Here is a 22,066-nt window from a genome sequence, read left to right as displayed (position 1 = left end):
GAGGTCGTCCCTTTGGGGGCTAGTTTATATCTGTCGCTGCAGCTGCCGGGCTTTCGGCCCCGCCGGTGAGGCTCGCCTGTTCTTGCGGCAGGTCGATCTCGTAGAATGTGTAGGACAGGGTGATGTGTTTGACAAACTTCGCGTCGCGGTCGGTGGTGATCTCGGGGTCGACGTAGAAGGTCACCGGCATGTCCACCCGCTCGCCCGGCTGCAGCACCTGTTCGGTAAAGCAGAAACAGTCGATCTTGGTGAAGAAGCCACCGGCCTCGTAGGGGGCGACGTTATAGGTCGCCTGCCCCGCCACGGGATGGTCGGTGGGGTTGTAGGCCTCGTAGAAGGCCAGCCCGGTCTCGCCGATCTTCAGCTCCATCTCGCGTACCTTGGGGCGGAACTCCCACGGCATGTCGCGGTCGAGGTTGCTGTCGAACCGCACGGTGATGGTTTCGTCCAGCACCGTGTCCGACCCCGCCTCGGCGGTCGAGGTCACGCCGCCGAAGCCGGTGACACGGCAGAACCAGGAATAGAACGGCACCGCCGCCCACGCCATCGACCCCATGAAGAGGATGACGGCCACGGCGCCGAGCGCGGTCTTGGTCGTCGGTTCCAGTTTCATCGCGTCGCATCCTCGGCCGGCATGACATCGGGGCTGACCGTCGTCTCGGCGGGGCCGGCGCCGGCGGGGGCTGCGGATTGCAGCGCCTGCTCAGGCGATTCGATGGGGCCCAGGCGCTGGACCTTGACCACGGTCAGCGCGAAGACGAGCGCGACGAAGAAGGCCAGCACGAGCCCCAGCCCCACGTTGCGGGACAGGCGGCGGGCGTGCATCGGGTGGGTGGGATTGATCGGCATCAAATCAGACCTCCGGTCCTGAGCGCGGCATCCACGAGCAGCGCGCCGAAATGCGCGAAGGTGTAGAGCAGCGAGAAGCGGAACACCGATTTCTCGGCCTTGTAGCCGTCGGCGGCAGCGATCTCTTCGTCGCGGCGCCAAAGCGTGACCGCGCCCTTGACGAACCATGCGTTGCACAGGATCGCGGTGGCAAGCGTCGCGGGGCCGCCAACCGGGCTGAACGCCAGCGCCAGCGCGACGGGGCACAGCAGCAGGGTATAGGCCAGGATGTGGGCGCGGGTCTTGCGGCGGCCATGGGTCACGGTCAACATCGGCACGCCGGCGTCGTCGTAATCCGACCGCATGAAGAGGGCGAGCGCCCAGAAATGCGGCGGCGTCCACATGAAGATCAGCAGGAACATCAGGACGGGTTCGATCGACAGCGTGCCGGTTGCTGCGATCCAGCCGATCATCGGGGGAAAGGCGCCCGCGGCGCCGCCGATGACGATGTTCTGCGGTGTCGAGCGTTTCAGCCACATCGAGTAGACCACGACGTAGAAGAAGATGGTGAAGGCGAGACCGGCCGCCGCGGCGGCATTCGCGGCCAGCCCCAGCATCACGACGGAAAAGCCCGACAGCGCCAGCCCGATGGCCAGCGCCTCGTCCCGGCCGACCCGGCCCGACGGGATCGGACGGCCCTGCGTGCGCTTCATCACGGCGTCGATGTCGCTGTCCCACCACATGTTCAGCGCCCCCGAGGCGCCGCCGCCGATGGCGATGAACAACACGCTGGCGAAGGCCTCGATCGGGTGCATCGATCCCGGTGCGACGATCAAACCGACCAGCGCGGTGAACACGACCAGCGACATGACCCGCGGCTTGAGAAGCGCGAGGTAATCGCCGAACTGCGCCTCGCCGGGCAGGGCGCTGTCATAGGCTTCGTGAAGGGTTGCGTCGGTCATATGTCTTCCGCTGGCGGCCGGACCGCCCTGGTGTAAGTGCCCGGCTTGCGTCCCGATGCCCGGTGGGCGCGCGGGTCGAAGCCTCGGGTGCCTGACATGGCGCGGGCCCGAACGGCCCGCACGACGGTTGCGTGTGCGGTGGGGCGACTGCGGTCAGCCGCCCGCGACCGGAGTGCCGCGATCAGTCGGCCAGCGCCAGCTGCACGTCCGACGACTTGGTCATCGGCGCCGGCGGCACGGTGCCGTTCTCGGCATACAGCTCCTTGGCCTCGGCCAGCCACGTGTCGTAGGCCTCCTGGCTCACGACATGCACGGTGATCGGCATGTAGGCGTGGTTGATCCCGCACAGCTCGGAGCACTGGCCGAAATACACGCCCTCGGTGTCCGCTTCGAACCACAGTTCGGCCAGGCGGCCGGGCACGCCGTCCTGTTTCACGCCGAAGGCCGGGATCGTCCAGGAATGGATCACGTCGGCGGCGGTGACCTGCACGACGACCGTGGTGTCGACCGGGATCACGACGGCGGTGTCGGTGGCCAGCTTGAACTCGTCATCCGTGTAGCCGCGCGATTCGAGCTCTTCGCGGATCTCGGGCGTGACGTAGTTCGAGCCCTGCCCAATCATGAAGCTGTCGAAGGCGATGCCTTCGTCGGGATATTCGTAGCCCCAGTACCACTGGTAGCCGGTCGCCTTGATGGTCAGGTCGGCCTCGGGGATCTCCTGCTGATCGAAGAGGACCGGCAGGGAGAAGGCGCCGATGAACAGCAGGATCACGATGGGGACGAGCGTCCAGGTGATCTCGACCGGGGTGTTGTGGGTGAACCGCGCCGGGATCGGGTTGCGGCGGTGGTTGTAGCGCACCAGCACGATAGCCAGCAGCGCCACGACGAACAGCGTGATCGCGGTGATGATCACCACCAGCATGCCGTCCAGCGAATGCAGGTCGCGCGCCAGGTCGGTGGCCGCCGGCTGGAAGCCGATCCCGCCGTCGTGCGGTTTGCCGATGATCGGCAGGGCCTCGCCCTCGGCCGCGTTCTGAGCGACGGCCGCCCCGGCGCTGCCCAGCGCGACGGCGGCGCCGGCAAACGCGGCGAGACGGCGGGAAGTGCTGGCGAAAAAGCCCGGCAGAGAATGTGTCAGCATGTGCCCATCCTGTTCGGCATCGTTATCGGCTGCGGGCGGTGTCCGCACCGCGCGGCAAGGCCCGCCGGAAGCAGCCGCAAACCGCGTCTTCCGCACCGTGCCGCGACGATGGCGGCGGCGTGCGGTGACGGCGGGCGGCATCCTCCCGTTGTGTCCCGGTGATCTGAAACCATATTAGGGTCCCGGGAACAAGCCAAAGCATTGCGGCATTCGGCCGCTTCTTGATCCAAGTCATGGCCGCCGGGCCGAGGAGACAGCATGATCGATACCCCCTTTCGCCCGTTCGAGGACCAGATCGCCGAGCCCGAGGCGCTCGCCATCCTGCGCGATGCGACCGCCGGTGCCGATGACGGCGAGCTGTTTCTCGAACGGCGCCGGTCCGAGGTGCTGAGCTTCGATGACGGGCGGGTGAAGACCGCAAGCTACGACGCCAGCGAGGGATTCGGCCTGCGGGCCGTGCGTGGCGCCACCGCGGGCTATGCCCATGCCTCGCGCATCGATGACCCTGCCCTGCGGCGTGCGGCCGAAACCGCGCGGCTGGCTGTGGGCGATGGCGGCGGCACCATGGCCCCGCCGCCGGTACCGACCAACAGAAAGCTCTACGGCGACGTCGACCCCCTGTCGGATGCGGCGTTCCCGGTAAAGATCGACCTTCTGCGCGAGATCGACGCCTTTGCCCGCGATCTCGATTCGCGGGTGGTGCAGGTCTCTGCCAGCCTCGCCGCCTCGATCCAGGAGGTCGAGATCCTGCGCCCCGAGGGTCTGCGCGTCAGCGACACCCGCCCCATGGCGCGGATGAACGTGTCCGTCATCATCGAAGAGAACGGCCGCCGCGAACAGGGCGGCATGGGCGGCGGCGGACGCTTCGGCCTGTCGGGCCTGATGGAGCGCGACCATTGGCAGGGTCTCGTCCGCGAGGCGGTGCGCATCGCCGACGTCAACCTGCGCGCCGAACCGGCGCCGGCCGGCGTGCTCGACGTCCTGCTCGGCCCCGGCTGGCCGGGGATCCTGCTGCACGAGGCCGTGGGACACGGGTTGGAGGGCGACTTCAACCGCAAGAAGAGCTCGGCCTTCGCCGGGCTCATGGGGCAGCGCGTCGCGGCGCCCGGGGTCACCGTTCTGGACGACGGCACGATCCCCGACCGCCGCGGATCGCTGACGGTCGACGACGAGGGCACGCCCTCGGGCAAGAACGTCCTGATCGAGGACGGTATCCTCGTGGGCTACATGCAGGACCGCCAGAACGCGCGGCTTATGGGCGCCGAAGCCACCGGCAACGGCCGGCGGGAAAGCTATGCCCACCCGCCGATGCCACGGATGACCAACACCTACATGCTGGGCGGCGACGCCGATCCCGGCGCGCTTCTGGGCGATCTGAAGGACGGCATCTGGGCCGTGGGATTCGGCGGCGGACAGGTCGACATCACCTCCGGCAAGTTCGTCTTCTCCTGCACCGAGGCGTATCGCGTGAAGGACGGCAAGGTCGGCGCCCCGGTCAAGGGTGCCACGCTGATCGGCGACGGCCCCACCGCCCTGGGCCAGATCCGCGGCGTCGGCAACGACATGGCGCTGGACCCGGGAATCGGCAATTGCGGCAAGGCCGGCCAGTGGGTGCCGGTGGGCGTGGGGCAGCCCACCCTGCTGATCGGCGGACTGACCGTGGGCGGCAGCGCCGCGGGCTGACCGCCGGGGCCGCCTTTTCGGAAAAAGAATCCAGCAGGCGCGCGGGCTTGCGAGTTTTCCCCGCGCGCCGCCCCGCCATTCACCTTCTGTTAACTCCGTTCGCCGCATGGTTGTACCCGTAAGACGACGGAGCCAGAATGGCTGAGGATCTAATCCCTTCCCCGACCCCCCTCACCCCACCCCACTCCGAGGAAGAAAAGCTGTTCTGGCTTCGTCTCTTGCGCTCGAGACGCGTGGGGATCTCGACCTTCTACAGATTGATGCGCGAGCACGGCGATGCCGCCGCCGCGCTGGATGCCCTGCCCGGAGTCGCCCGCGATTCGGGCCTGACCGATTACCGCCCCTGCCCCGAAGAGGTCGCCGCGCACGAGCTGCGCGCCGGACGCCTGAGCGGGGCGCGGCTGCTGACCGTGGGCATGCCGGACTATCCCGCCGCGCTGCTGGACCTGACGGACCCGCCCCCGATTCTCTGGGCCTTGGGAAACACCGACCTGGCCGCCCGCCCCGGCGCGGCGATGGTGGGCGCGCGCAATGCCTCGTCGCTCGGGCTTCGTATGGCGCGCCGGATGGCCGAAGACCTGGGTGCCGCAGGCTATGTCGTGACCTCGGGCCTGGCGCGGGGCGTCGATACTGCGGCGCATCTGGCGGCCCTGCGCACCGGCACGATCGCGGTGATGGCGGGCGGCGTCGACGTCGTCTACCCGGCCGAAAACGCTGTGCTGGCGCAGGAGATCGGCGAAACGGGGCTGCGGCTGACCGAACAGCCCATGGGCCTGCAACCGCAGGCGCGCCACTTTCCCCGCCGCAACAGGCTGATCGCCGCGCTTGCCCGCGGCGTTGTGGTCGTCGAGGCGACGGCCAAGTCGGGCAGTCTGATCACCGCGCGCGACGCGCTCGATATCGGGCGCGACGTGCTGGCGGTGCCCGGCCATCCCTTCGACGCACGCGCCGCGGGCTGCAACATGCTGCTTCGGGACGGCGCGACGCTGGTGCGCAACGCCGCCGATGTGCTCGAGGCTCTGGGCCCCGCCGAGGCCGCGTGCCCCGCCCCGCCACAACCAGACCTTCCCCTGCCCGACACCGGCGCCGATCCCGACGGATCCGTGACGCGTGACGGCAGAGGTCAGGTGGTGCCGTTGAAGCGCCGGCGCAGGCAGGATGCGCGACCAGCGGCGGACCCCGCCGCCCCGGCGCACCATGACGAGACCGCGCCCGATGACGCCGCACGGTCTGCTGGCGCCGGAACACGGGCCACCTCATCGCGGTCCGGGCCCTCGTCCACGGCCGGCCCCCGGGTCTCGGGGCCGTCCAGCCGAGGGGCCGGCGCCGGCTCCGGCCAGTCCGCCCCCAATTCCCGCAACCGGGATCTGCACGCCGACATCCTGTCCCATCTTGGCGCAAGCCCGGTGCTGGAGGATCACCTGATCCGAGACATCGGGCTGAGCGCCGGGCGGGTTCTTCCCGAAATCGTGACGTTGGAATTGCAGGGCCGGATCGAGCGCCACCCGGGTGGGTTCCTCAGCCGCCTGCCCGACCGCTGAGCGACCTCTGTCGTGCAAGGCTCGGGCCGGAAGCGCAAAGGCGCGGGAATGCGGGCCCTGATACGCGCCGGCCGCCTTCCGCGGACAGGGCCGACGCTACTCCCACGCACCACACCCCTTGCGGCACCGCCGCGGCGGCAGGCCGTCCTTGCGCGATGCGCCGGGTCGAGTGTCAGGGACCCTGCGGCAGCGCGGTGGATTGACAAGGACGGGGCTGACCCCACATCTAGCGCCGCCTAAGCGCACGCCAAAGTCTCGAAAGGACTCACATGCCGGTCGTCGTCGTCGAATCGCCTGCCAAGGCAAAGACAATCAACAAGTATCTCGGCAGCGACTATACCGTTCTGGCGTCCTACGGCCACGTCCGGGACCTGCCGCCGAAGGACGGCTCGGTCGATACCGAGCATGATTTCGACATGACATGGGAGATCGCGACCGACAGCCGCAAGCACGTCAAGGCGATCGCGGACGCGCTCAAGGACGACAACGCGCTGATCCTCGCCACCGACCCCGACCGCGAGGGCGAGGCGATTTCGTGGCACCTTGAAGAGGCGCTGCGCAACCGCAAGGCCATCAAGAAGGACACGCCCGTCAGCCGCGTCGTCTTCAACGCGATCACCAAGACCGCCGTGACCGAGGCTATGAAAAGCCCCCGGCAGGTCGATGCGCCGCTGGTCGAGGCCTATCTGGCGCGCCGCGCGCTCGATTACCTCGTGGGGTTCAACCTCAGCCCCGTGCTGTGGCGCAAGCTGCCGGGCGCCAAGTCGGCGGGCCGGGTGCAGTCGGTCTGCCTGCGGCTGATCGTCGACCGCGAGATGGAGATCGAGGCGTTCCGCGCGCAGGAATACTGGACCGTCAAGGCGATCCTCGAAACCCCGCGCGGCCAGACCTTCGAGGCGCGGCTGACCCAGCTTTCCGGCGAAAAGCTCGAACGCTTCAGCCTGAAGGATTCGACCTCGGCCGAGATGGCCGTGCAGGCGATCCAGAGCCGCGACCTGACGGTCAGCTCGGTCGAGGCCAAGCCCGGCACGCGCAACCCCTCGGCGCCCTTCATGACCTCGACCCTGCAACAGGAGGCCAGCCGCAAGTTCGGCATGGGCGCGCGCCAGACCATGAGCGCGGCGCAAAGGCTCTACGAGGCCGGGCACATCACCTACATGCGGACCGACGGCATCGACATGGCGCCCGAGGCGGTGATGGCCGCACGCGACGCGATCAAGGACCGCTTCGGCGAAAACTACGTCCCGAAGTCTCCGCGGATGTACAAGAACAAGGCGAAGAACGCGCAGGAGGCGCACGAATGCGTGCGCCCGACCGACATGTCGCGCGACGCCGCGTCGCTGCGGATCACCGACGCCGACCAGCGCAAGCTTTACGACCTGATCTGGAAGCGCACGATCGCCAGCCAGATGGAAGCCGCGCGGCTGGAACGCACCACGGTCGACGTCGCCTCGCAGGATGGCGAGGTCGTGCTGCGCGCCACGGGCCAGGTCGTCACCTTCGACGGCTTCATCCGGGTCTATGAAGAGGGCCGCGACGACAGCGTCATCGACGACGACGACAAGCGTCTGCCGCAGATCCACGAAGGCGAGGCCGCGAAGAAGCAGGGCGTGACGCCCGAACAGCACTTCACCCAGCCGCCGCCGCGCTACACCGAGGCGACGCTGGTCAAGCGGATGGAAGAGCTGGGCATCGGCCGCCCCTCGACCTATGCCAGCATCGTCACCACGATCCAGGACCGCGAATACGTCCGCAAGGACAAGGGGCGACTGATCCCCGAGGACAAGGGCCGGCTGGTGACGGCCTTCCTGTCGAACTACTTCCGCCGCTACGTCGAGTACGATTTCACCGCCGAGCTGGAAGAGCAGCTTGACGACGTGAGCGCGGGCGACCGCGACTACAAGGAGGTGTTGCGGCAGTTCTGGCGCGATTTCTCGGCCGCCATCGCCGAGACCAGCGAGCTGCGCATCACCGACGTGCTGGAAAAGATCAACGAGGTGCTCGAACCGCACCTGTTCCCGCCCACCGAGGACGGAAGCGACCCGCGCCTTTGCCCGCATTGCGGCGAAGGCCGCCTGTCGGTGCGCACCGCGCGCTCGGGCGGGGCGTTCATCGGCTGCTCGAACTACCCCGAGTGCCGCTTTACCCGCCCCTTCGGCCCCCCGGGCATGGAGGCAGGCGACGAGATCGGTCCCGACGGCAAGATCCTTGGCGAGGACAAGGGCGACACCATCACGCTGCGCAAGGGCCGCTTCGGACCTTATGTGCAACGCGGCGAGCCCACCGAGGAACAGCCCAAGCCGCCGCGCGCCAGCCTGCCCAAGGGGTGGGAGATTTCCGAGATCGACCTTGAGCGCGCGCTGATGCTGCTGAGCCTGCCGCGCGAGATCGGCCCCCACCCCGAGGATGGCGAACTGGTCGAGGCGGGGATCGGCCGCTATGGGCCTTACGTCAAGCACGGGCGCATCTATGCCAACCTCGAAGAGGTCGACGACGTCTTCCACATCGGCATGAACCGTGCGGTCGAGGAGCTGGCCAAGAAGGCCAGCCGCGGCCGGGGCCGGACCGCCGCCGCGCCGCTGAAAGAGCTGGGCGAGCACCCCGAGGCAGGCGGCCCGGTGCAGGTGATGTCCGGTCGATACGGCCCCTACGTCAAGTGGCAGAAGGTCAACGCCACCCTGCCCAAGGACATCGAACCCGAAGCGGTGACGATGGACCAGGCTGTTCAGCTGATCGCCGAGAAGGCCGCCAAGAGCGGCAAGAAGGCTCCGGCAAAGAAGAAAGCCGCGCCGAAGAAGACGGCGGCCAAGAAGCCTGCAGCGAAGAAACCCGCGGCGAAGACGGCGACCGCCAAGAAGACAGCGGCGACCAAGTCCGCGGCGACAAAGTCCGCGGCGGGCACCAAGACGACGGCCTCGAAATCGGCCACCCCGCGCAAGACGGCAGCAAAGAAGACCCGCCCCGCAGACGGGGGATCGTCCTCCGACGACGGAGCGGCTTGATCGGCCCCGACCCCGGATAAACCAGTTTAAACAAGGGCCGGAAATTGGCCGCGGCCGGGCTTCGAATTGACTTTCGTCCGCTCGGTTCGGATACTCGATTTCGGACGCAAGAGGTGGGGGACGTCATGAAAAAGGTCTTTGGATCCGCGCAGGAGGCCCTGGACGGCCTGCTTTTCGACGGCATGTTCATTGCCGCCGGCGGCTTCGGCCTCTGCGGCATTCCGGAGCTTCTGATCGACGCGATCCGCGCCGCGGGAACCCGGGATCTGACCTTTGCCTCGAACAACGCGGGCGTCGACGATTTCGGACTGGGCGTGCTGCTGCAAAGCAAGCAGGTGAAAAAGATGATCTCGTCCTATGTCGGCGAGAATGCCGAGTTCATGCGCCAGTACCTGTCGGAGGAGCTGGAGCTTGAATTCAACCCCCAGGGCACGCTGGCCGAGCGCATGCGCGCGGGCGGATCGGGCATCCCGGGGTTCTATACCAAGACGGGGGTCGGAACGCTGATCGCCGAGGGCAAGGAACACAAGGACTTCGACGGCGAAACCTATATCCTGGAACGCGGGATCGTCGCCGATCTGTCCATCGTCAAGGCCTGGAAGGCCGACGAGACCGGCAACCTCGTCTTTCGCAAGACCGCCCGCAATTTCAATCCCGTGGCCGCGATGTGCGGCAAGGTCTGTGTCGCCGAGGTCGAAGAGATCGTGCCGCGCGGATCGCTCGATGGAGACGCGATCCACCTGCCGGGGATCTACGTGCACCGCCTGATCCAGGGTGAACACGAGAAGCGTATCGAGCAGCGGACAGTTCGCGCAGCCTGAAGGAGACTGCGATGCCAGATACCGAACAGACCCCCGCCTTCCCCCTCTCCGAAATCGACGACGGCCAGGCGCTGGCCGGCTTCTCCCGCTCGCGCATCGCGATGGTGATCACGAACCCGCGGCTTGAGGATAACCCGATCGTCTACGTCAACGAGGCGTTCGAAAGGGTCACGGGCTATTCCCGCAGCGCGGCCCTGGGGCGGAACTGCCGGTTCCTGCAAGGACCCGACACCGACTCGGCCAAAGTCCAGAAGCTTCGCGATGCGATTGGGAACTGCAAGGAGGTCTCGGTCGAGATCACGAATTACCGGGCCGACGGGACGGAGTTCAAGAACCAGCTGATCGTGTCGCCGATCCACGACGGGGACGAAGACTGCGCCCTGTTCGTCGGCCTGCAATTGGCCCGCGACGGCCGTGCGGCCGAAGCGGCGGAGGCGGTGGATTCGCAACTGCGCGAGATCCAGCACCGGGTGAAGAACCACCTGTCGATGATCATCGGCATGATCCGGATGCAGTCGCGCGATTCCTCCGACCCCACCCAGTTTTCGGCGCTGGCGCGCCGCATCGAAAGCCTCCAGCTGCTCTACGAAGAGATGTCGAGCGCGGATGAGACCCATAACCGCGATGCGATCCCGCTGGGCAGCTACCTGTCGCGCATCTCCAACGCCGTGTCGCACATCGCCGGGCGTCCGGGCGTGCGTGTCAACGTTGCGGTCGAACCGCTCGAAGCGCCGGTGCACACCGCCACGCAGCTTGGCCTGATCCTGTCGGAGGTGCTGACCAACGCGTTCCAGCACGCCTTCGAGGGCCGCCGCGAAGGGCTGGTCGATGTAAAGATGGCCGCCCTTGCCCAGGGGGGCCTGCGGCTGAGCGTGTCGGACGACGGCGTCGGCATGCCCGAGGGCAAGGTATGGCCGCAGCCCGGGTCGCTCGGCGGGCGGCTGATCGCGGGCATGGTCGACAGTCTCGGCGGGTCGCTCAACGTGGCACGCGGGGCCGCGGGCACCGTTATCTCGGTCGACGTGCCGCGCGTCGGCGAGACGCAAAAGGAATAGGGAGGGACGGGCATGGCCTGGGATCGCAATCAGATGGCCGAGCGCGCCGCGCAGGAGCTTGAGGACGGGATGTACGTCAATCTCGGCATCGGCATCCCCACGCTGGTCGCCAACTACATCCCCGAGGGGATGGAGGTGACGCTGCAATCCGAAAACGGGATGCTGGGCATGGGCCCCTTCCCGACCGAGGATGCCGTCGATCCCGACCTGATCAACGCGGGCAAGCAGACGATCACCGAGATCCCCAAGACCGCCTATTTCGACAGCGCCACCAGCTTCGGCATGATCCGCGGTGGCAAGATCGCGATGGCGATCCTGGGCGCGATGGAGGTGGCCGAGAACGGCGACCTGGCGAACTGGATGATCCCCGGCAAGCTGGTCAAGGGCATGGGCGGAGCGATGGACCTCGTCGCCGGGGTCAAGCGCGTGGTCGTGGTGATGGATCATCAGAACAAGAAGGGCGATTCGAAGCTGCTGCACGACTGCACGCTGCCGCTGACCGGTACCGGGGTCGTCGATCGGATCATCACCAACCTGGGCGTTCTCGACGTGGTCGAGGGCGGGCTCAGGATCGTCGAGACCGCCCCCGGCGTGTCCGAGGATGATATCCGCGCCGCGACCGAGGCCACCCTTGTCTGAACCACGCATCACCCGCGAAGACAGCGACACGCGCGGGCGCTGGGTCCTGCAGGTCGACGGGCAGGAGGCCGAGCTGACCTACAGCCGCCTGTCCCCGGCCCGGATCATCGCCGACCACACCGGGGTGCCTTCCGCGCTGGAGGGGCGAGGCCTCGGTCGGGCGCTGGTCGCGCGGATGGTCGAGGATGCCCGTGCCGAGGGATTGACCGTGGTGCCGACCTGCCCCTTCGTCCGCGCCATGGGACAGCGTCACGCCGACTGGCAGGACGTGATCGAACTTTGATCTCCCCGCCCGGCGGTTCCCGGGCCGGTTTATCCCGTGCCCGCTACATCGCGGGCTTGCCGGACCGCCCTCCCGCTGGCCCCCTTGGCGGAAAGCGGGCCCGGGGTTTCCCTGGTTGCGCAGACGGTGCCCCACCGCTGCAAAATCGATTCCGCAAAGGCCAAGATGACCTTATTGTCGCCGGAATTGGTTTCTAAGGGCCGTGACCGTATGACCCGCCCTGTCCTCTCTGCCGCCGATTGCGTGCCTGCGTCGCGCGCCGTCTTCCGACGGCGTCGCGATGTCTGGGTGCTGGCCGGGACTGCGGTCCTTCTGGTGATCGGGCTTGCGGGGCTTGCCCGGGCCACGGGCTGGCAGGAGATCGGCGCGCAGTTGGCGCGGCTCGGTCCTGCCGAGATCGCCGTCCTCCTTGGCCTCAGCCTGATCAACTACCTCGCCCGCGGGGTGCGCTGGCACGTGCTGCTGGGCGGTGCGGGGTTGCGGCTGCCCCTGCCCATATCGGTTCTGCATTTCATCGCCGGGCTGGCGATGGCCGTCACCCCGGGGCGCGTCGGCGAACTGGTCCGTCTGCGCTGGACCGCCACCGCGACGGGCGCCCCGCTGGACCGGGCCGCGCCGCTGGCGCTGGCGGACCGGGCGGGCGACCTGGCGGCGATGGCGCTGCTGCTAGCCGCCTGCCTGGGCCCGGCCGCGGGGCTGGCAGGGGGGGTGGCCGGGGGGGCACCGCTGGCCGCCGGGACCGCGACGGTTGCCGGCGCGCTGGCGCTGGCCGGGCTGGCAACCCGGCCCGAGGTGCTGATGGCCCTCGCCGCCGCAGGCTATCGCCTGACCGGACGCGGCGCACGCATCTTTGCCCGGGGGCGCCGGGCGGCGCGGTCCGCCGCGCGGCTTTGGCGGCCGCGGGTGCTGGTGCCCGTGCTGGCCCTGGGGCTCGTGGGATGGCTGGCCGAGGCTGTGGGCTTCCACCTTCTGCTGCACTGGCTCGGCGCCGAGATCGGGCTGTGGCAGGCGGCGGGTATCTTCGTCTTCGCCACGCTGGCGGGCGGGCTGACAGGCGCACCCGGTGGGATCGGCGGGGCCGAGGCCGCGATGATCGCCCTTCTGGCCGCCGCGGGCGTTCCGCTGGACACCGCCCTTCCCGCCACCGCGATCGCCCGCATCGCGACCCTGTGGTTCGCGGTGGCGATCGGGGTCGCTCTGTTTCCCCTGGCCGAGGCCCACAGCCGGGACGGACGCCATGCGCTGGTCTGAGGGAGAGTGGCACGGCTGGGGCCGGGCCCTGCGCGCGCACGGGCGGCTGGCCCGGCCGGAAAAGCGGGCGGATCTGGCGGCGATCCTGCACGACATGCCCTGCCCCGCCATCGGCAACGCGCGCTCCTACGGCGATGCCTGCCTGAATGGCGACGGCGCGGCGATCCGCATGACGCGGCTGGACCGGGTGTCGGATTTCGATCCCGAGACCGGCGAACTGACCGCCGAGGCAGGCGTGACGCTGGGCGCGCTTCTGCGTCTCTTCGCGCCGCGCGGCTGGATGCCGCCGGTGCTGCCCGGCACCGGCGCGGTGACACTGGGCGGCGCCATCGCGAACGACGTGCACGGCAAGAACCATCATGGCGCCGGCAGCTTCGGCCAGCATGTGACGTGGCTGCGGCTGCTGGGCGCCGATGGCGTGGCGCGCGAGGTGCGCCCCGGCTCGGACCTCTTCCGTGCGACAGTGGGGGGGCTGGGCCAGACCGGCGTGATCCTCGACGTCGGGCTGCGCCTTGCCCCCTGCCCCGGCCAGGCCGTGCAGGTGCGCGAAAGCCGGATTGCGGGGCTCGACACGTTCCTCGACCGCCTTGGCGAAAGTCGCGCCACCTATTGCGTGGGCTGGATCGACGCCACCGCCCGCGGCGCGGGTCTCGGGCGCGGCATTCTGGAAGAGGCCGAGATCGCGGCAGGCGCGCCGCCGCCAGTATCGCCCCGCGCCCCGGCGACAGTGCCCTTCGACGCCCCCGGCGCGCTGCTTTCCGCGCCCGTGGTGCGCGCCTTCAACGCCGCCTACCTGTCACGCGTGCCCGCAGACGGACGCGACCGGCAGCGCGCCCTGCCGGAGTTCTTCTTCCCGCTCGACCGGATCTCGGCGTGGAACCGGCTTTACGGACGGCGCGGGTTTCACCAGTTCCAGTGCGTCCTGCCGCATGGATCCGACGCCCGGCTGCGCGAACTGCTGGAGGATGTCGCGGCTTCGAAGCTTGCCTCGCCCCTGGCCGTGCTCAAGCGGCTGGGCGACGGGCGGGCGGGCGATCTGTCCTTTCCGATGGCGGGCTGGACCCTGGCGCTGGACCTGCGCAACCGGCCCGAGGCGGCCGAGTTGATCGACAGGCTCGAAGCGCGCGTGGTCGCATCCGGGGGCCGCGTCTACCTGGCCAAGGACGCGCTTGCCGCGCCCGAGCGCGTCGCGCGGATGTACCCCGCTCTGTCACAATGGGCCGACGCGGTTCGGCAGGCCGACCCTGACGGGGTCTTCGCCACCGATCTCGTCCGTCGTCTGCGCCTGCGCGAGGCGTCTGAATGACCGAGACATGGATCATCCTCGGCGCGACCTCGGCCATGGCGCGTGCCTTCGCCCGGGCGCTGGCCGACCGCGGCGCAGGGCTGGTGCTGGCCGCGCGCGATCTCGACGAGGCCGAACAGCAGGCCCGCGACCTGCGGCTGCGCGGTGCCGGTTTTGCCCGCGCCGTCGCCTTCGATGCGCGCCGGCCCGAGGGCTTTGCCGCGCTATTCGAGAATCTGGGCGAGGGGCCGGTCAATGCCGCCGTCTTCGCCGGCGCCATGCCCGACCAGTCCGCGATCGACGCCGACCCGGCCCTGATCGCCGCGGTGTGCGAGACCAACTTCACCGGCCCCGCCCGCGTACTGTCACTGCTGGCCCCGAGGATCGAGGCGCAGGGCACGGGCGTCATCGTCGGCGTCGGGTCGGTCGCGGGCGATCGCGGGCGCCTGGGCAACTACGTCTACGGCGCCTCCAAGGCCGCCTTTGCCACATACCTGTCGGGCCTGCGCAACAGGCTGGCGCGGCGCGGCGGTCACGTGATGACGGTCAAGCCCGGTTTCGTCGACACGGCGATGACCTGGGGCCTGGGCGGCATGTTCCTCGTCGCCTCGCCCGAGGCGGTGGCGGCGGCAATCCTGAAGGGGGTCGAGGCACGGCGCAACGTGATCTACGTCCCGGGCTTCTGGCGGGCGATCATGGCGATCATCCGCGCGATCCCCGAGCCGATCTTCAAGAAGCTGAAGATCTGACCTAGCCGAACCACTCGGCCCAGAGCCCGGCCGCCCAGAACATCAGCGACAGCGTCAGGCACAGCAGGCCCAGCCCCATCAGGTCGCGCAGGGCAAAGACGATGGGATCGTGGTCCTGCCGGCCATGATAGCCCAGAAGAACCATCCGCAGCAGCCACAGCGCCATCGGCAACAGCGCCAGCCACAGGATCCAGCGGTCGGGATAGAGCGCCTGTGCCTGCCCCGTGGTGGTGTAGAACGCAAAGATCACCAGCGTCGCCACCGTCCCCAGGGCCGCCATGTTCAGCAGGTCCCCCCTGTCCCGCCGCCCGTAGCCGCGCCCCGGCAGGCGCGCATCGCCGCGGGCAAAGGCCAGCTCGGTCATACGCTTGACGCAACCCAGGACCAGGAAGATCGGAAAGACAAAGACCAGCATGGCAAGCGACAGCGCGATCTGCCCGGCGGCGGCGCCCGCGACCACCCGCAAGGTGTAGAGCATGGCAAGCGTGAAAATATCGATCCAGCGCAGCCGCTTAAGCCGCAGCGAATAGGCCAGCGACAGCACCATGTAGAGGACGAGCACCGCCAGGAACCCGGGCCCGGCGACCAGCCCCAGCGCCAGCGCCGCAGCGCCCGCGCCCAGCCCCAGCAAGGTCCCCAACCGCGCGGGCACCTGTCCGCTGGCGAAAGGGCGGTGACGCTTGGTCGGGTGCAGCCGATCGGCATCGAGGTCGAGAAGGTCGTTGACCACGTAGATCGCCGAAGCTCCCAGCGAAAACGCGGCGACGCCCAGAAGGACGGGCCACAGGGTGGCCAGCGTGAAGTCGTGCGCGGCGATCATCGGCAGAAGCAGCAGCACGTTCTTGACCCACTGGTGCGGCCGCAGCGCCCGCAACAGCGCCCCCGCCGCCACAGGCCGGCGCGGTGCCGGACCGGGCTCTGCCGCGCCCAGCGCGGACAGGGCGGCGGCGCGGGGCCGCCCCCGCATCAACGTACGGCCGTCCGAGGCAAGGACCGGCCCTGCCAGCCCCCGTGCCGCGGCGATTCGGGACGCGACGCTTTTGTCGGCGGTGGAAATCACGCCTGCCGCCGAGCCTCCGGCCGCGGCGATGCGCGCCTCGGCACCGGGGGCCGTGGGCAGCAGATCCAGCCGCAGGGGGGCAAGCCGGGCGATCCCGGCCCGGCGCGCGGCGGGACGGCCCGCGTGGCGCAGGCAGGCGCGCAGGGTGGCCAGCGGCCGGGCACCCAGGGCCGACCAGAACAATTCGACCGACAGGTCGCTGGCGATGACGCCGCCTTCGAGGGGGACGAGGCGCGGCGCGGCCTCAGCCATTCGTGACGCTCCGCGGCCCCACGAAGACGCAGCCGTCGGAAAAGAGCTCGGGCGGGGTCAGGCAGAGGCCCCGGGCCACGCTCCACGCCGCCAGCACCTTGGGCACGTAGGCGCGCGTCTCGGGGTATGGCGGCACGCCGGCATGCCGCTTCACGGCGCCCTCGCCCGCGTTGTAGCCCGCAAGCGCCAGCACCGGATCGTCGCCGAATTCGCCCATCAGCCAGTCGAGATACGTGACCCCGCCGCGAATGTTCTGCGCGGCGACCAGGCTGTCGGAGACGCCGAAACGATCCGCGGTGGCGGGCATCAGCTGCATCAAGCCGCGCGCACCCGCGTGGCTGACGGCATCGTGCCGCCCCCCCGATTCGACCGAGATGACGGCCAGCGCGAAGGCCGGCGAGACCCGCGTGCCGATCGTCGCCTTCAGGATATCGGCGCCATAGGCATCGGCGATCTTGCGCAACGTCTCAAGCCGCGGCCCCGCGACGGGCGTTCCGGCCGGCCCCTCGGCCAGAAGCGTCAGGGCATCGCGCGCCCGGTTGGCGGGGTTCTCGCCGATCCCCGGTGACAGCTGGGCCCAGAACCATTCGAACCCGCTGGGGGCACGAGGCGTCGCCGCCTCGGCCGCGATCGCGTCCGAAACGTCGTGCGTGGGGTCGGCGGCGGTCGCAGGTTTGGGCGGGGGCGCGGACTGGGCGGCGAATTCCTCGGCCGTGATCTGCACGTCGATCCGCTTTTTCGCACCGGGTGCCGGCGGCTTGACCCGCTTGAAGGTGAAATCCTTGAAAGCCGGCGGTTCGGCCGGGGCCGGGCCCGTGACCAGCCCCAAGGCCAGCGCCAGCGGGATCGCAAAATGCCGCATGTCGTCGTCCTGCTCTGCCTGCGTCGCGTTTTTATGTGATTTTCTTACGGAGAGGATTCTGCTGCGGCTACACCTCCGGGCGACTCGGGGTCGTTTCGCTTCGCCGTGATGCGGAATTGCCCTGCTCGATTATCCGCCCTTTCTCCGAAACCGCAGGGCATTCGGCGCACCGCGCGCGCCCGGACCGGTGGGGAATTGTCGCGCGCGCAGACCTGTTATGCGGGGCGGGAAATGCCGTTACGTCGCGGCGTCGTTAATCTCTGAATCACTTTGAAATCGCCTGTTGGCTAACAAATTCCTGCCTCAATCCGACAGCTATATGCCCCCATTCCGACGGCGGGGACCGTGATGTCCCGCAAGGTCCCGCCCCGCTGCCCGGGTAATGAAAATAGTACGTGCGTAACCCCCTGCCCCAACGGAGGCACATTATGAAGTTCTTCAAGCTCGCCAAGACGTTCCGCAATGACGAAGACGGTGCCGTGACGGTGGACTGGGTCGTGCTGACCGCTGCCATTGTCGGGCTCGGCATCGCGGTGCTGACCTCGGTCCGGGGCGCCACCAAGACCGTGACCGACAGCGTCGCGTCCGAACTCAACGGCACGAAGGTCGTGACGACCTTCTGATCGGCGACCTGCATCCGGCGCGGCGCTGACCCGGAAAACTTCTGACGTATTTCCGCGAAGCGCCGCATCACGACACGATCTGCGCCGCATCCCCGCCAGAATGTCAGGCCAAAAAGGCATCATCCGACAAGAGCAGGCGCCCGGGGGATCCCGGACATCGTTTCTTCGAGGCAGGACCAGACGTCATACCAAAGATACCCAAGGAGACCCAAAGATGAAATTCTTCAAACTCGCCAACAGCTTCCGCAAAGATGAAGACGGCGCCGTGACGGTGGACTGGGTTGTGCTGACCGCCGCCATCGTCGGCCTCGGCATCGCCGTCCTGACCTCGGTCCGGTCGAGCACGCAGACCGTGACGAACAGCGTCACCAGCAACATGAGCTCGGCCACCGTCGACACAACCTTCGACTGAGTTCTGCACGGCGCCTCACCGCGCCGGCACCATCGCGATCAAACCGCTCCGCCCCCCGTCATGCGGGGGCGGGCGATTCGTTCAGGGCCCGCCTTGAACACACAGGTTGATGTTCAAAAGTTCCGCGGCATGTTGCGCCGCTTTCTCCGATCCGCGCTCATCAAGGGCCAGGCGCCGAAGCGCAGCCCGATTGCCCCCGGATCGCGAACGTTTCTTTGCAACACCGCGAATCTTGCACGATTCCGCCCCAATGAGCCGTCAGGCTGAGGGGAGAGGAAGGGTCCCACGGCAGAAGGCCGTCGGAGCATGAGAAGAAAGGAATGACCATGCGAATGGTTTTCGGTCTCGTCCTGCTGGTCGGCCTCGGGCTTGCCGGTTTCGCCGTGTACATGGCGCAGGACTTCATCTCGCAGAATCAGGCACAGCTCGAGGCCGAGCGCGCCGCCCGCGCGGAGATGGTCGAGACGACGCAGGTCTTCGTCGTGCGCCGCGACATCCGCTACGGCGAAACGCTGCAGAAAGAGGACGTGCGCCTGGTTCGCTGGCCCGTCGACGCGATCCCCGAGGGCAGCTTTCAGGATCCCGCGGTGCTGTTTCCCGAAAACGGCGAGCTTCGGTCGGTCCTGCGCACCATGCAGACGGACGAGGCCGTGATGGCCACCAAGGTGACCGACCCGGGGCAGGATGCGGGCGTATCCTCGCGCCTGTCGGCGGGCATGCGTGCCTTCGCGATCAGCGTCGATGTCGCCTCGGGCGTCTCGGGCTTCCTGCGGCCGGGCGACAAGGTTGACGTCTACTGGTCGGGCAACATCCCCGGCGCGCAGAACGGCCGGCAGGAGGTGACCAAGCTGATCGAGACCAACATAAGGCTGGTGGCCATCGACCAGTCCGCGGACGAGGACCGCAGTTCGCCCACCGTCGCCCGGACCGTGACGGTCGAGGCGACGCCCCGGCAGGTCGCGTCGCTGGCCCAGGCCCAGTCGACGGGGCGGCTGTCGCTCAGCCTCGTGGGGGCCGAGGACACGAGTATCGCCGAGACGGTCGAGATCGGCCAGCAGGAGCTTTTGGGGATCGAGCAGGAGGCCGCGCCCGAGATCCAGCGCGAGAGGGTCTGCACCATCAAGACCCGGCGCGGCGGCGAGGCGGTCGAGATCGCCATCCCCTGCACCAACTGATCCTTTGCACACACACCCGCAAGGCGCCCCGGTCTCGACCGCGGGCGCCTATTTGCGTGTGCGCGGCGGTCCTGTGCACGGCCGCCGCGGGGTGGCCATCGCGGCGCCCCGCGCCTGTTGCCGCGTCTCCACAGAGCGCCCGCGCGCCGTGCGACCGATTGTTGCAAAAATGGCCACGGTGCCGCATGGTTATCGCAAAACGGGCGGACGAGACCCGGTGGGCGGGCGGCGAGATGTCGCGCGCCCGTGATCAGAGAGGCAGGTCACATGCGATTTGACGGAGTATTCAGGGCCGCCCTCGTCGGCCTGACCCTCGCTGCGGGGGTCCCGGGCGCAGGTATGGCCGAAACCCTGCGGGTCATGGGCGGATCGACCTCGTCCAACCTCAACGTGCCGATGAACCGTGCCGTGGTGGTGGAAAGCGATGTGCCCTTCGCGGAACTCTCCATCGCCAACCCCGCCATCGCCGACATCTCGACCCTGTCGGACCGCACGATCTACGTGCTGGGCAAGGCGCCGGGCCGCACCACGCTGACGCTTCTGAATGCCGAAGGCCGGCTGATCACCAATGTCGAGGTGCACGTCGCGCCAGACATCGCCGAGTTCAAGGAACGCCTGCGCCAGATCCTTCCGGGCGAACCCATCGAGGTGCGCACCGCCAATGACGGCATCGTGCTCTCTGGTACGGTGTCGTCGATCGTCTCGCTCGACCGGGCGCTGGACCTCGCCACCCGCTACGCTCCGGAACGCGTGTCGAACCTGATGACCGTGGGCGGCACCCAGCAGGTGATGCTGAAGGTCCGCTTCGCCGAGATGCAGCGGTCGGTGTCAAAATCGCTGTCGTCATCGCTGGCGGTCACCGGCACCGGCTTCGACGGCGACCTGGGCATCGACGGCGGCAATGGCGTCTTCTCGAACGGGGCCAGCCAGGATGCGGTGCTGGACGGCCAGCCCTTCACGTCTCCGACCGAGCGGCAGGGCGCGGTCACGCTGGGGTTCAACGCCGGCAGCCTGCAATTCGCCGTCCTGCTCGAGGCGCTGGAATCCAAGGGCGTCGTGCGCACGCTGGCCGAGCCCAACCTGACCGCCTTGTCGGGACAGGAGGCGAGTTTCCTGGCCGGCGGCGAATACCCGATCCCGGTCGTCGGCGACGAGGACGGCATCGCCATCCAGTACAAGCCCTTCGGCGTCGAGCTGACCTTTACCCCGACCGTCGTCGCCGACGACATCATCAACCTGCAGCTTCAGGCCGCGGTCTCGGGCATCGACAACACGATCACGGTCCAGAACGGCGGCTTCGCCGTCAACGGCTTCCGCCGTCGTGAAACCCAGACCACGGTCGAACTGCGCGACGGCGAAAGCTTTGCCATCGCAGGGCTTCTGCAGGACGATTTCCAGGATCTCGCAGGCCAGGTTCCGTGGCTTGGGGACATCCCCGTGCTGGGCGCACTGTTCCGCAGCGCCTCGTACGAACGGCAGCAGAGCGAACTGGTGATCATCATCACCGCGCATCTGGTATCGCCCACCCGGGGCGAGGCTCTGGCCCTGCCGACCGACCGGATCACCCCGCCGTCCGAACGCGATCTGTTCCTCAACGGGCAGGTCGCGGGCACGAACGGCCGGACCCCCACGCGCGGCGCCGCGGGCGAGGTGGCGCAACAGGACTTCAACGGGTCCTACGGCTACGTGATGGAGTGACGGCGATGCGCGGCAGACTGACAGCACTGGCCCTGGCGGGCGCGACGATCGCGGCCTGCACGCCCGAGGGCGCCCGGGATTTCAACACCGCCGCGGGCGCGTCCATCGACTCGGGCACCTTCGGCAACGCGACGATGAACAACCATCAGGTCCAGACCGGGCAGACAGACATCCTGGTCAGCCTCAACACCCGCTTCTCGACCGAGGTCGACCCCACCGTCACCTTCCCCTTCGACAGCGCCGTTCTGGACGCCACCGCGCGGGCCACGCTGGCCCGGCAGGCGTCGTGGATCCGCCAGTTCCCCGAGGTGCGGTTCCGCGTCTACGGCCACACCGACCTTGTGGGCCCCGATGCCTACAACCGGGCGCTGGGGCTGCGGCGCGCCCAGGCGGCGGTCGCGTTCTTGACCGCGCAGGGCATCAGCCGGTCGCGGCTGGAGGCCGTGGTGTCCTACGGCGAAACCCAGCCGCTGATCGTCACGCAGGGCCGCGAGCGCCGCAACCGCAGGACGGTGACCGAGGTCGTTGGATTCGTCTCGGGTCACCCGATGCTGCTGAACGGCAAGTATGCGCAGGTGATCTTCCGCGAATACGTCGACAGCGCGGTCCCCGCCCCCCGCACCGAAGAGAGCGGGCTGGCCGCCATCGCGGCCGCGGGCGGCGGCGGCTGACGTCCCCGGGGGCCCGCCCGCGCGCGGCCTCTTACTCCCCCGAGATCCCGGGCCGATTCGTCCCGAACGACAC

General features: G+C 68.7%; 21 protein-coding genes and 1 pseudogene. 16 read left to right on the top strand and 6 right to left on the bottom strand.

The window, feature by feature from the left end; genetic code table 11:
* Positions 1–19 precede the first annotated feature (19 nt).
* From EKE94_RS06365 to coxB, 4 genes are all read right to left on the bottom strand, one after another.
* Positions 20–613: a cytochrome c oxidase assembly protein gene (locus tag EKE94_RS06365; protein WP_127905767.1), complete on the bottom strand. Its 594-nt coding sequence runs from the start codon at positions 611–613 to the stop codon at positions 20–22.
* Positions 610–849, bottom strand: a complete 240-nt coding sequence (locus tag EKE94_RS06360; protein WP_127905766.1) for a hypothetical protein — start codon at positions 847–849, stop codon at positions 610–612. The genes EKE94_RS06365 and EKE94_RS06360 overlap by 4 nt, the downstream gene beginning before the upstream one ends.
* Positions 849–1,790 carry a heme o synthase gene (gene cyoE, locus EKE94_RS06355; RefSeq protein ID WP_127905765.1) on the bottom strand — a complete coding sequence of 314 codons (942 nt, stop codon included), beginning with the start codon at positions 1,788–1,790 and terminating at the stop codon, positions 849–851. The genes EKE94_RS06360 and cyoE overlap by 1 nt, the downstream gene beginning before the upstream one ends.
* A 181-nt stretch (positions 1,791–1,971) precedes the next feature.
* Positions 1,972–2,931, bottom strand: coding sequence for a cytochrome c oxidase subunit II (coxB, locus tag EKE94_RS06350; RefSeq protein WP_127905764.1), 960 nt, complete (start codon positions 2,929–2,931; stop codon positions 1,972–1,974).
* A 258-nt stretch (positions 2,932–3,189) separates the two neighbouring features.
* On the opposite strand from coxB, the gene tldD reads away from it, so the two are divergent.
* From tldD to EKE94_RS06300, 11 genes and pseudogenes are all read left to right on the top strand, one after another.
* The gene (gene tldD, locus EKE94_RS06345; RefSeq protein ID WP_127905763.1) at positions 3,190–4,614 is read left to right on the top strand and encodes a metalloprotease TldD; all 1,425 of its coding nucleotides are present in this window, start codon (positions 3,190–3,192) and stop codon (positions 4,612–4,614) included.
* Between the two features lie 137 nt (positions 4,615–4,751).
* Positions 4,752–5,684: pseudogene (gene dprA, locus EKE94_RS19205) on the top strand (DNA-processing protein DprA); the annotation flags it as partial.
* Between the two features lie 33 nt (positions 5,685–5,717).
* The gene (locus EKE94_RS19265; RefSeq protein ID WP_456237824.1) at positions 5,718–6,155 is read left to right on the top strand and encodes a DprA-like winged helix domain-containing protein; all 438 of its coding nucleotides are present in this window, start codon (positions 5,718–5,720) and stop codon (positions 6,153–6,155) included.
* 269 nt (positions 6,156–6,424) lie between these two features.
* Entirely contained in the window at positions 6,425–9,157 is a 2,733-nt protein-coding gene (gene topA, locus EKE94_RS06335) for a type I DNA topoisomerase (protein WP_127905762.1), read from the top strand.
* 125 nt (positions 9,158–9,282) lie between these two features.
* Positions 9,283–9,978, top strand: a complete 696-nt coding sequence (locus EKE94_RS06330; protein WP_127905761.1) for a CoA transferase subunit A — start codon at positions 9,283–9,285, stop codon at positions 9,976–9,978.
* 11 nt (positions 9,979–9,989) lie between these two features.
* Entirely contained in the window at positions 9,990–11,033 is a 1,044-nt protein-coding gene (locus EKE94_RS06325; RefSeq protein WP_127905760.1) for a PAS domain-containing protein, read from the top strand.
* A 12-nt stretch (positions 11,034–11,045) separates the two neighbouring features.
* A complete protein-coding gene (locus tag EKE94_RS06320) occupies positions 11,046–11,672 on the top strand; it encodes a 3-oxoacid CoA-transferase subunit B (RefSeq protein ID WP_127905759.1) in 627 nt (208 codons plus the stop codon).
* Complete coding sequence (locus tag EKE94_RS06315; protein WP_235855916.1) at positions 11,665–11,955, top strand: GNAT family N-acetyltransferase; 291 nt, start codon at positions 11,665–11,667, stop codon at positions 11,953–11,955. Before EKE94_RS06320 ends, EKE94_RS06315 begins: the two co-directional genes overlap by 8 nt.
* Before the next feature lie 210 nt (positions 11,956–12,165).
* Complete coding sequence (locus EKE94_RS06310; protein WP_127905757.1) at positions 12,166–13,206, top strand: lysylphosphatidylglycerol synthase transmembrane domain-containing protein; 1,041 nt, start codon at positions 12,166–12,168, stop codon at positions 13,204–13,206.
* Positions 13,193–14,512 carry an FAD-binding oxidoreductase gene (locus EKE94_RS06305; protein WP_127905756.1) on the top strand — a complete coding sequence of 440 codons (1,320 nt, stop codon included), beginning with the start codon at positions 13,193–13,195 and terminating at the stop codon, positions 14,510–14,512. Before EKE94_RS06310 ends, EKE94_RS06305 begins: the two co-directional genes overlap by 14 nt.
* Complete coding sequence (locus EKE94_RS06300; RefSeq protein ID WP_127905755.1) at positions 14,509–15,240, top strand: SDR family oxidoreductase; 732 nt, start codon at positions 14,509–14,511, stop codon at positions 15,238–15,240. Before EKE94_RS06305 ends, EKE94_RS06300 begins: the two co-directional genes overlap by 4 nt.
* A 1-nt stretch (position 15,241) precedes the next feature.
* On the opposite strand, the gene EKE94_RS06295 is transcribed toward EKE94_RS06300, so the two are convergent.
* Together EKE94_RS06295 and EKE94_RS06290 are read right to left on the bottom strand one after the other, a co-directional pair.
* Positions 15,242–16,552, bottom strand: a complete 1,311-nt coding sequence (locus EKE94_RS06295) for a UbiA family prenyltransferase (protein ID WP_127905754.1) — start codon at positions 16,550–16,552, stop codon at positions 15,242–15,244.
* Positions 16,545–17,414, bottom strand: a complete 870-nt coding sequence (locus EKE94_RS06290) for a lytic transglycosylase domain-containing protein (RefSeq protein ID WP_127905753.1) — start codon at positions 17,412–17,414, stop codon at positions 16,545–16,547. The genes EKE94_RS06295 and EKE94_RS06290 overlap by 8 nt, the downstream gene beginning before the upstream one ends.
* A 428-nt stretch (positions 17,415–17,842) precedes the next feature.
* Here EKE94_RS06290 and EKE94_RS06285 point away from each other — a divergent pair, with 428 nt between their 5' ends.
* The 5 genes from EKE94_RS06285 (at position 17,843) to EKE94_RS06265 (ending at position 21,993) form a co-directional block, all read left to right on the top strand.
* A complete protein-coding gene (locus EKE94_RS06285) occupies positions 17,843–18,037 on the top strand; it encodes a Flp family type IVb pilin (RefSeq protein ID WP_127905752.1) in 195 nt (64 codons plus the stop codon).
* A gap of 214 nt (positions 18,038–18,251) precedes the next feature.
* A complete protein-coding gene (locus EKE94_RS06280) occupies positions 18,252–18,449 on the top strand; it encodes a Flp family type IVb pilin (protein ID WP_127905751.1) in 198 nt (65 codons plus the stop codon).
* 326 nt (positions 18,450–18,775) lie between these two features.
* Complete coding sequence (cpaB, locus tag EKE94_RS06275) at positions 18,776–19,624, top strand: Flp pilus assembly protein CpaB (RefSeq protein WP_127905750.1); 849 nt, start codon at positions 18,776–18,778, stop codon at positions 19,622–19,624.
* A gap of 267 nt (positions 19,625–19,891) precedes the next feature.
* Positions 19,892–21,322: a type II and III secretion system protein family protein gene (locus tag EKE94_RS06270; protein ID WP_127905749.1), complete on the top strand. Its 1,431-nt coding sequence runs from the start codon at positions 19,892–19,894 to the stop codon at positions 21,320–21,322.
* Positions 21,323–21,327: 5 nt separating this feature from the next.
* Positions 21,328–21,993, top strand: a complete 666-nt coding sequence (locus tag EKE94_RS06265) for an OmpA family protein (protein WP_127905748.1) — start codon at positions 21,328–21,330, stop codon at positions 21,991–21,993.
* Positions 21,994–22,066: the final 73 nt, after the last annotated feature.

Source organism: Mesobaculum littorinae, assembly GCF_004011175.1.
Classification (GTDB): Bacteria; Pseudomonadota; Alphaproteobacteria; order Rhodobacterales; family Rhodobacteraceae; genus Tranquillimonas; species Tranquillimonas littorinae.
This window is presented reverse-complemented; position numbering and strand designations above follow the sequence as displayed.

Coding starts and splice junctions, on each gene's coding strand:
- tldD (WP_127905763.1), top strand. CDS start 3,190: ATGATCGATACCCCCTTTCGCCCGTTCGAGGACCAGATCGCCGAGCCC.
- EKE94_RS06330 (WP_127905761.1), top strand. CDS start 9,283: ATGAAAAAGGTCTTTGGATCCGCGCAGGAGGCCCTGGACGGCCTGCTT.
- topA (WP_127905762.1), top strand. CDS start 6,425: ATGCCGGTCGTCGTCGTCGAATCGCCTGCCAAGGCAAAGACAATCAAC.
- EKE94_RS06270 (WP_127905749.1), top strand. CDS start 19,892: ATGCGATTTGACGGAGTATTCAGGGCCGCCCTCGTCGGCCTGACCCTC.
- EKE94_RS06280 (WP_127905751.1), top strand. CDS start 18,252: ATGAAATTCTTCAAACTCGCCAACAGCTTCCGCAAAGATGAAGACGGC.
- EKE94_RS06290 (WP_127905753.1), bottom strand. CDS start 17,414: ATGCGGCATTTTGCGATCCCGCTGGCGCTGGCCTTGGGGCTGGTCACG.
- EKE94_RS06305 (WP_127905756.1), top strand. CDS start 13,193: ATGCGCTGGTCTGAGGGAGAGTGGCACGGCTGGGGCCGGGCCCTGCGC.
- EKE94_RS06365 (WP_127905767.1), bottom strand. CDS start 613: ATGAAACTGGAACCGACGACCAAGACCGCGCTCGGCGCCGTGGCCGTC.
- EKE94_RS06265 (WP_127905748.1), top strand. CDS start 21,328: ATGCGCGGCAGACTGACAGCACTGGCCCTGGCGGGCGCGACGATCGCG.
- EKE94_RS06310 (WP_127905757.1), top strand. CDS start 12,166: ATGACCCGCCCTGTCCTCTCTGCCGCCGATTGCGTGCCTGCGTCGCGC.
- EKE94_RS06295 (WP_127905754.1), bottom strand. CDS start 16,552: ATGGCTGAGGCCGCGCCGCGCCTCGTCCCCCTCGAAGGCGGCGTCATC.
- EKE94_RS06360 (WP_127905766.1), bottom strand. CDS start 849: ATGCCGATCAATCCCACCCACCCGATGCACGCCCGCCGCCTGTCCCGC.
- EKE94_RS06285 (WP_127905752.1), top strand. CDS start 17,843: ATGAAGTTCTTCAAGCTCGCCAAGACGTTCCGCAATGACGAAGACGGT.
- EKE94_RS06300 (WP_127905755.1), top strand. CDS start 14,509: ATGACCGAGACATGGATCATCCTCGGCGCGACCTCGGCCATGGCGCGT.
- coxB (WP_127905764.1), bottom strand. CDS start 2,931: ATGCTGACACATTCTCTGCCGGGCTTTTTCGCCAGCACTTCCCGCCGT.
- EKE94_RS06320 (WP_127905759.1), top strand. CDS start 11,046: ATGGCCTGGGATCGCAATCAGATGGCCGAGCGCGCCGCGCAGGAGCTT.
- cyoE (WP_127905765.1), bottom strand. CDS start 1,790: ATGACCGACGCAACCCTTCACGAAGCCTATGACAGCGCCCTGCCCGGC.
- cpaB (WP_127905750.1), top strand. CDS start 18,776: ATGCGAATGGTTTTCGGTCTCGTCCTGCTGGTCGGCCTCGGGCTTGCC.
- EKE94_RS06325 (WP_127905760.1), top strand. CDS start 9,990: ATGCCAGATACCGAACAGACCCCCGCCTTCCCCCTCTCCGAAATCGAC.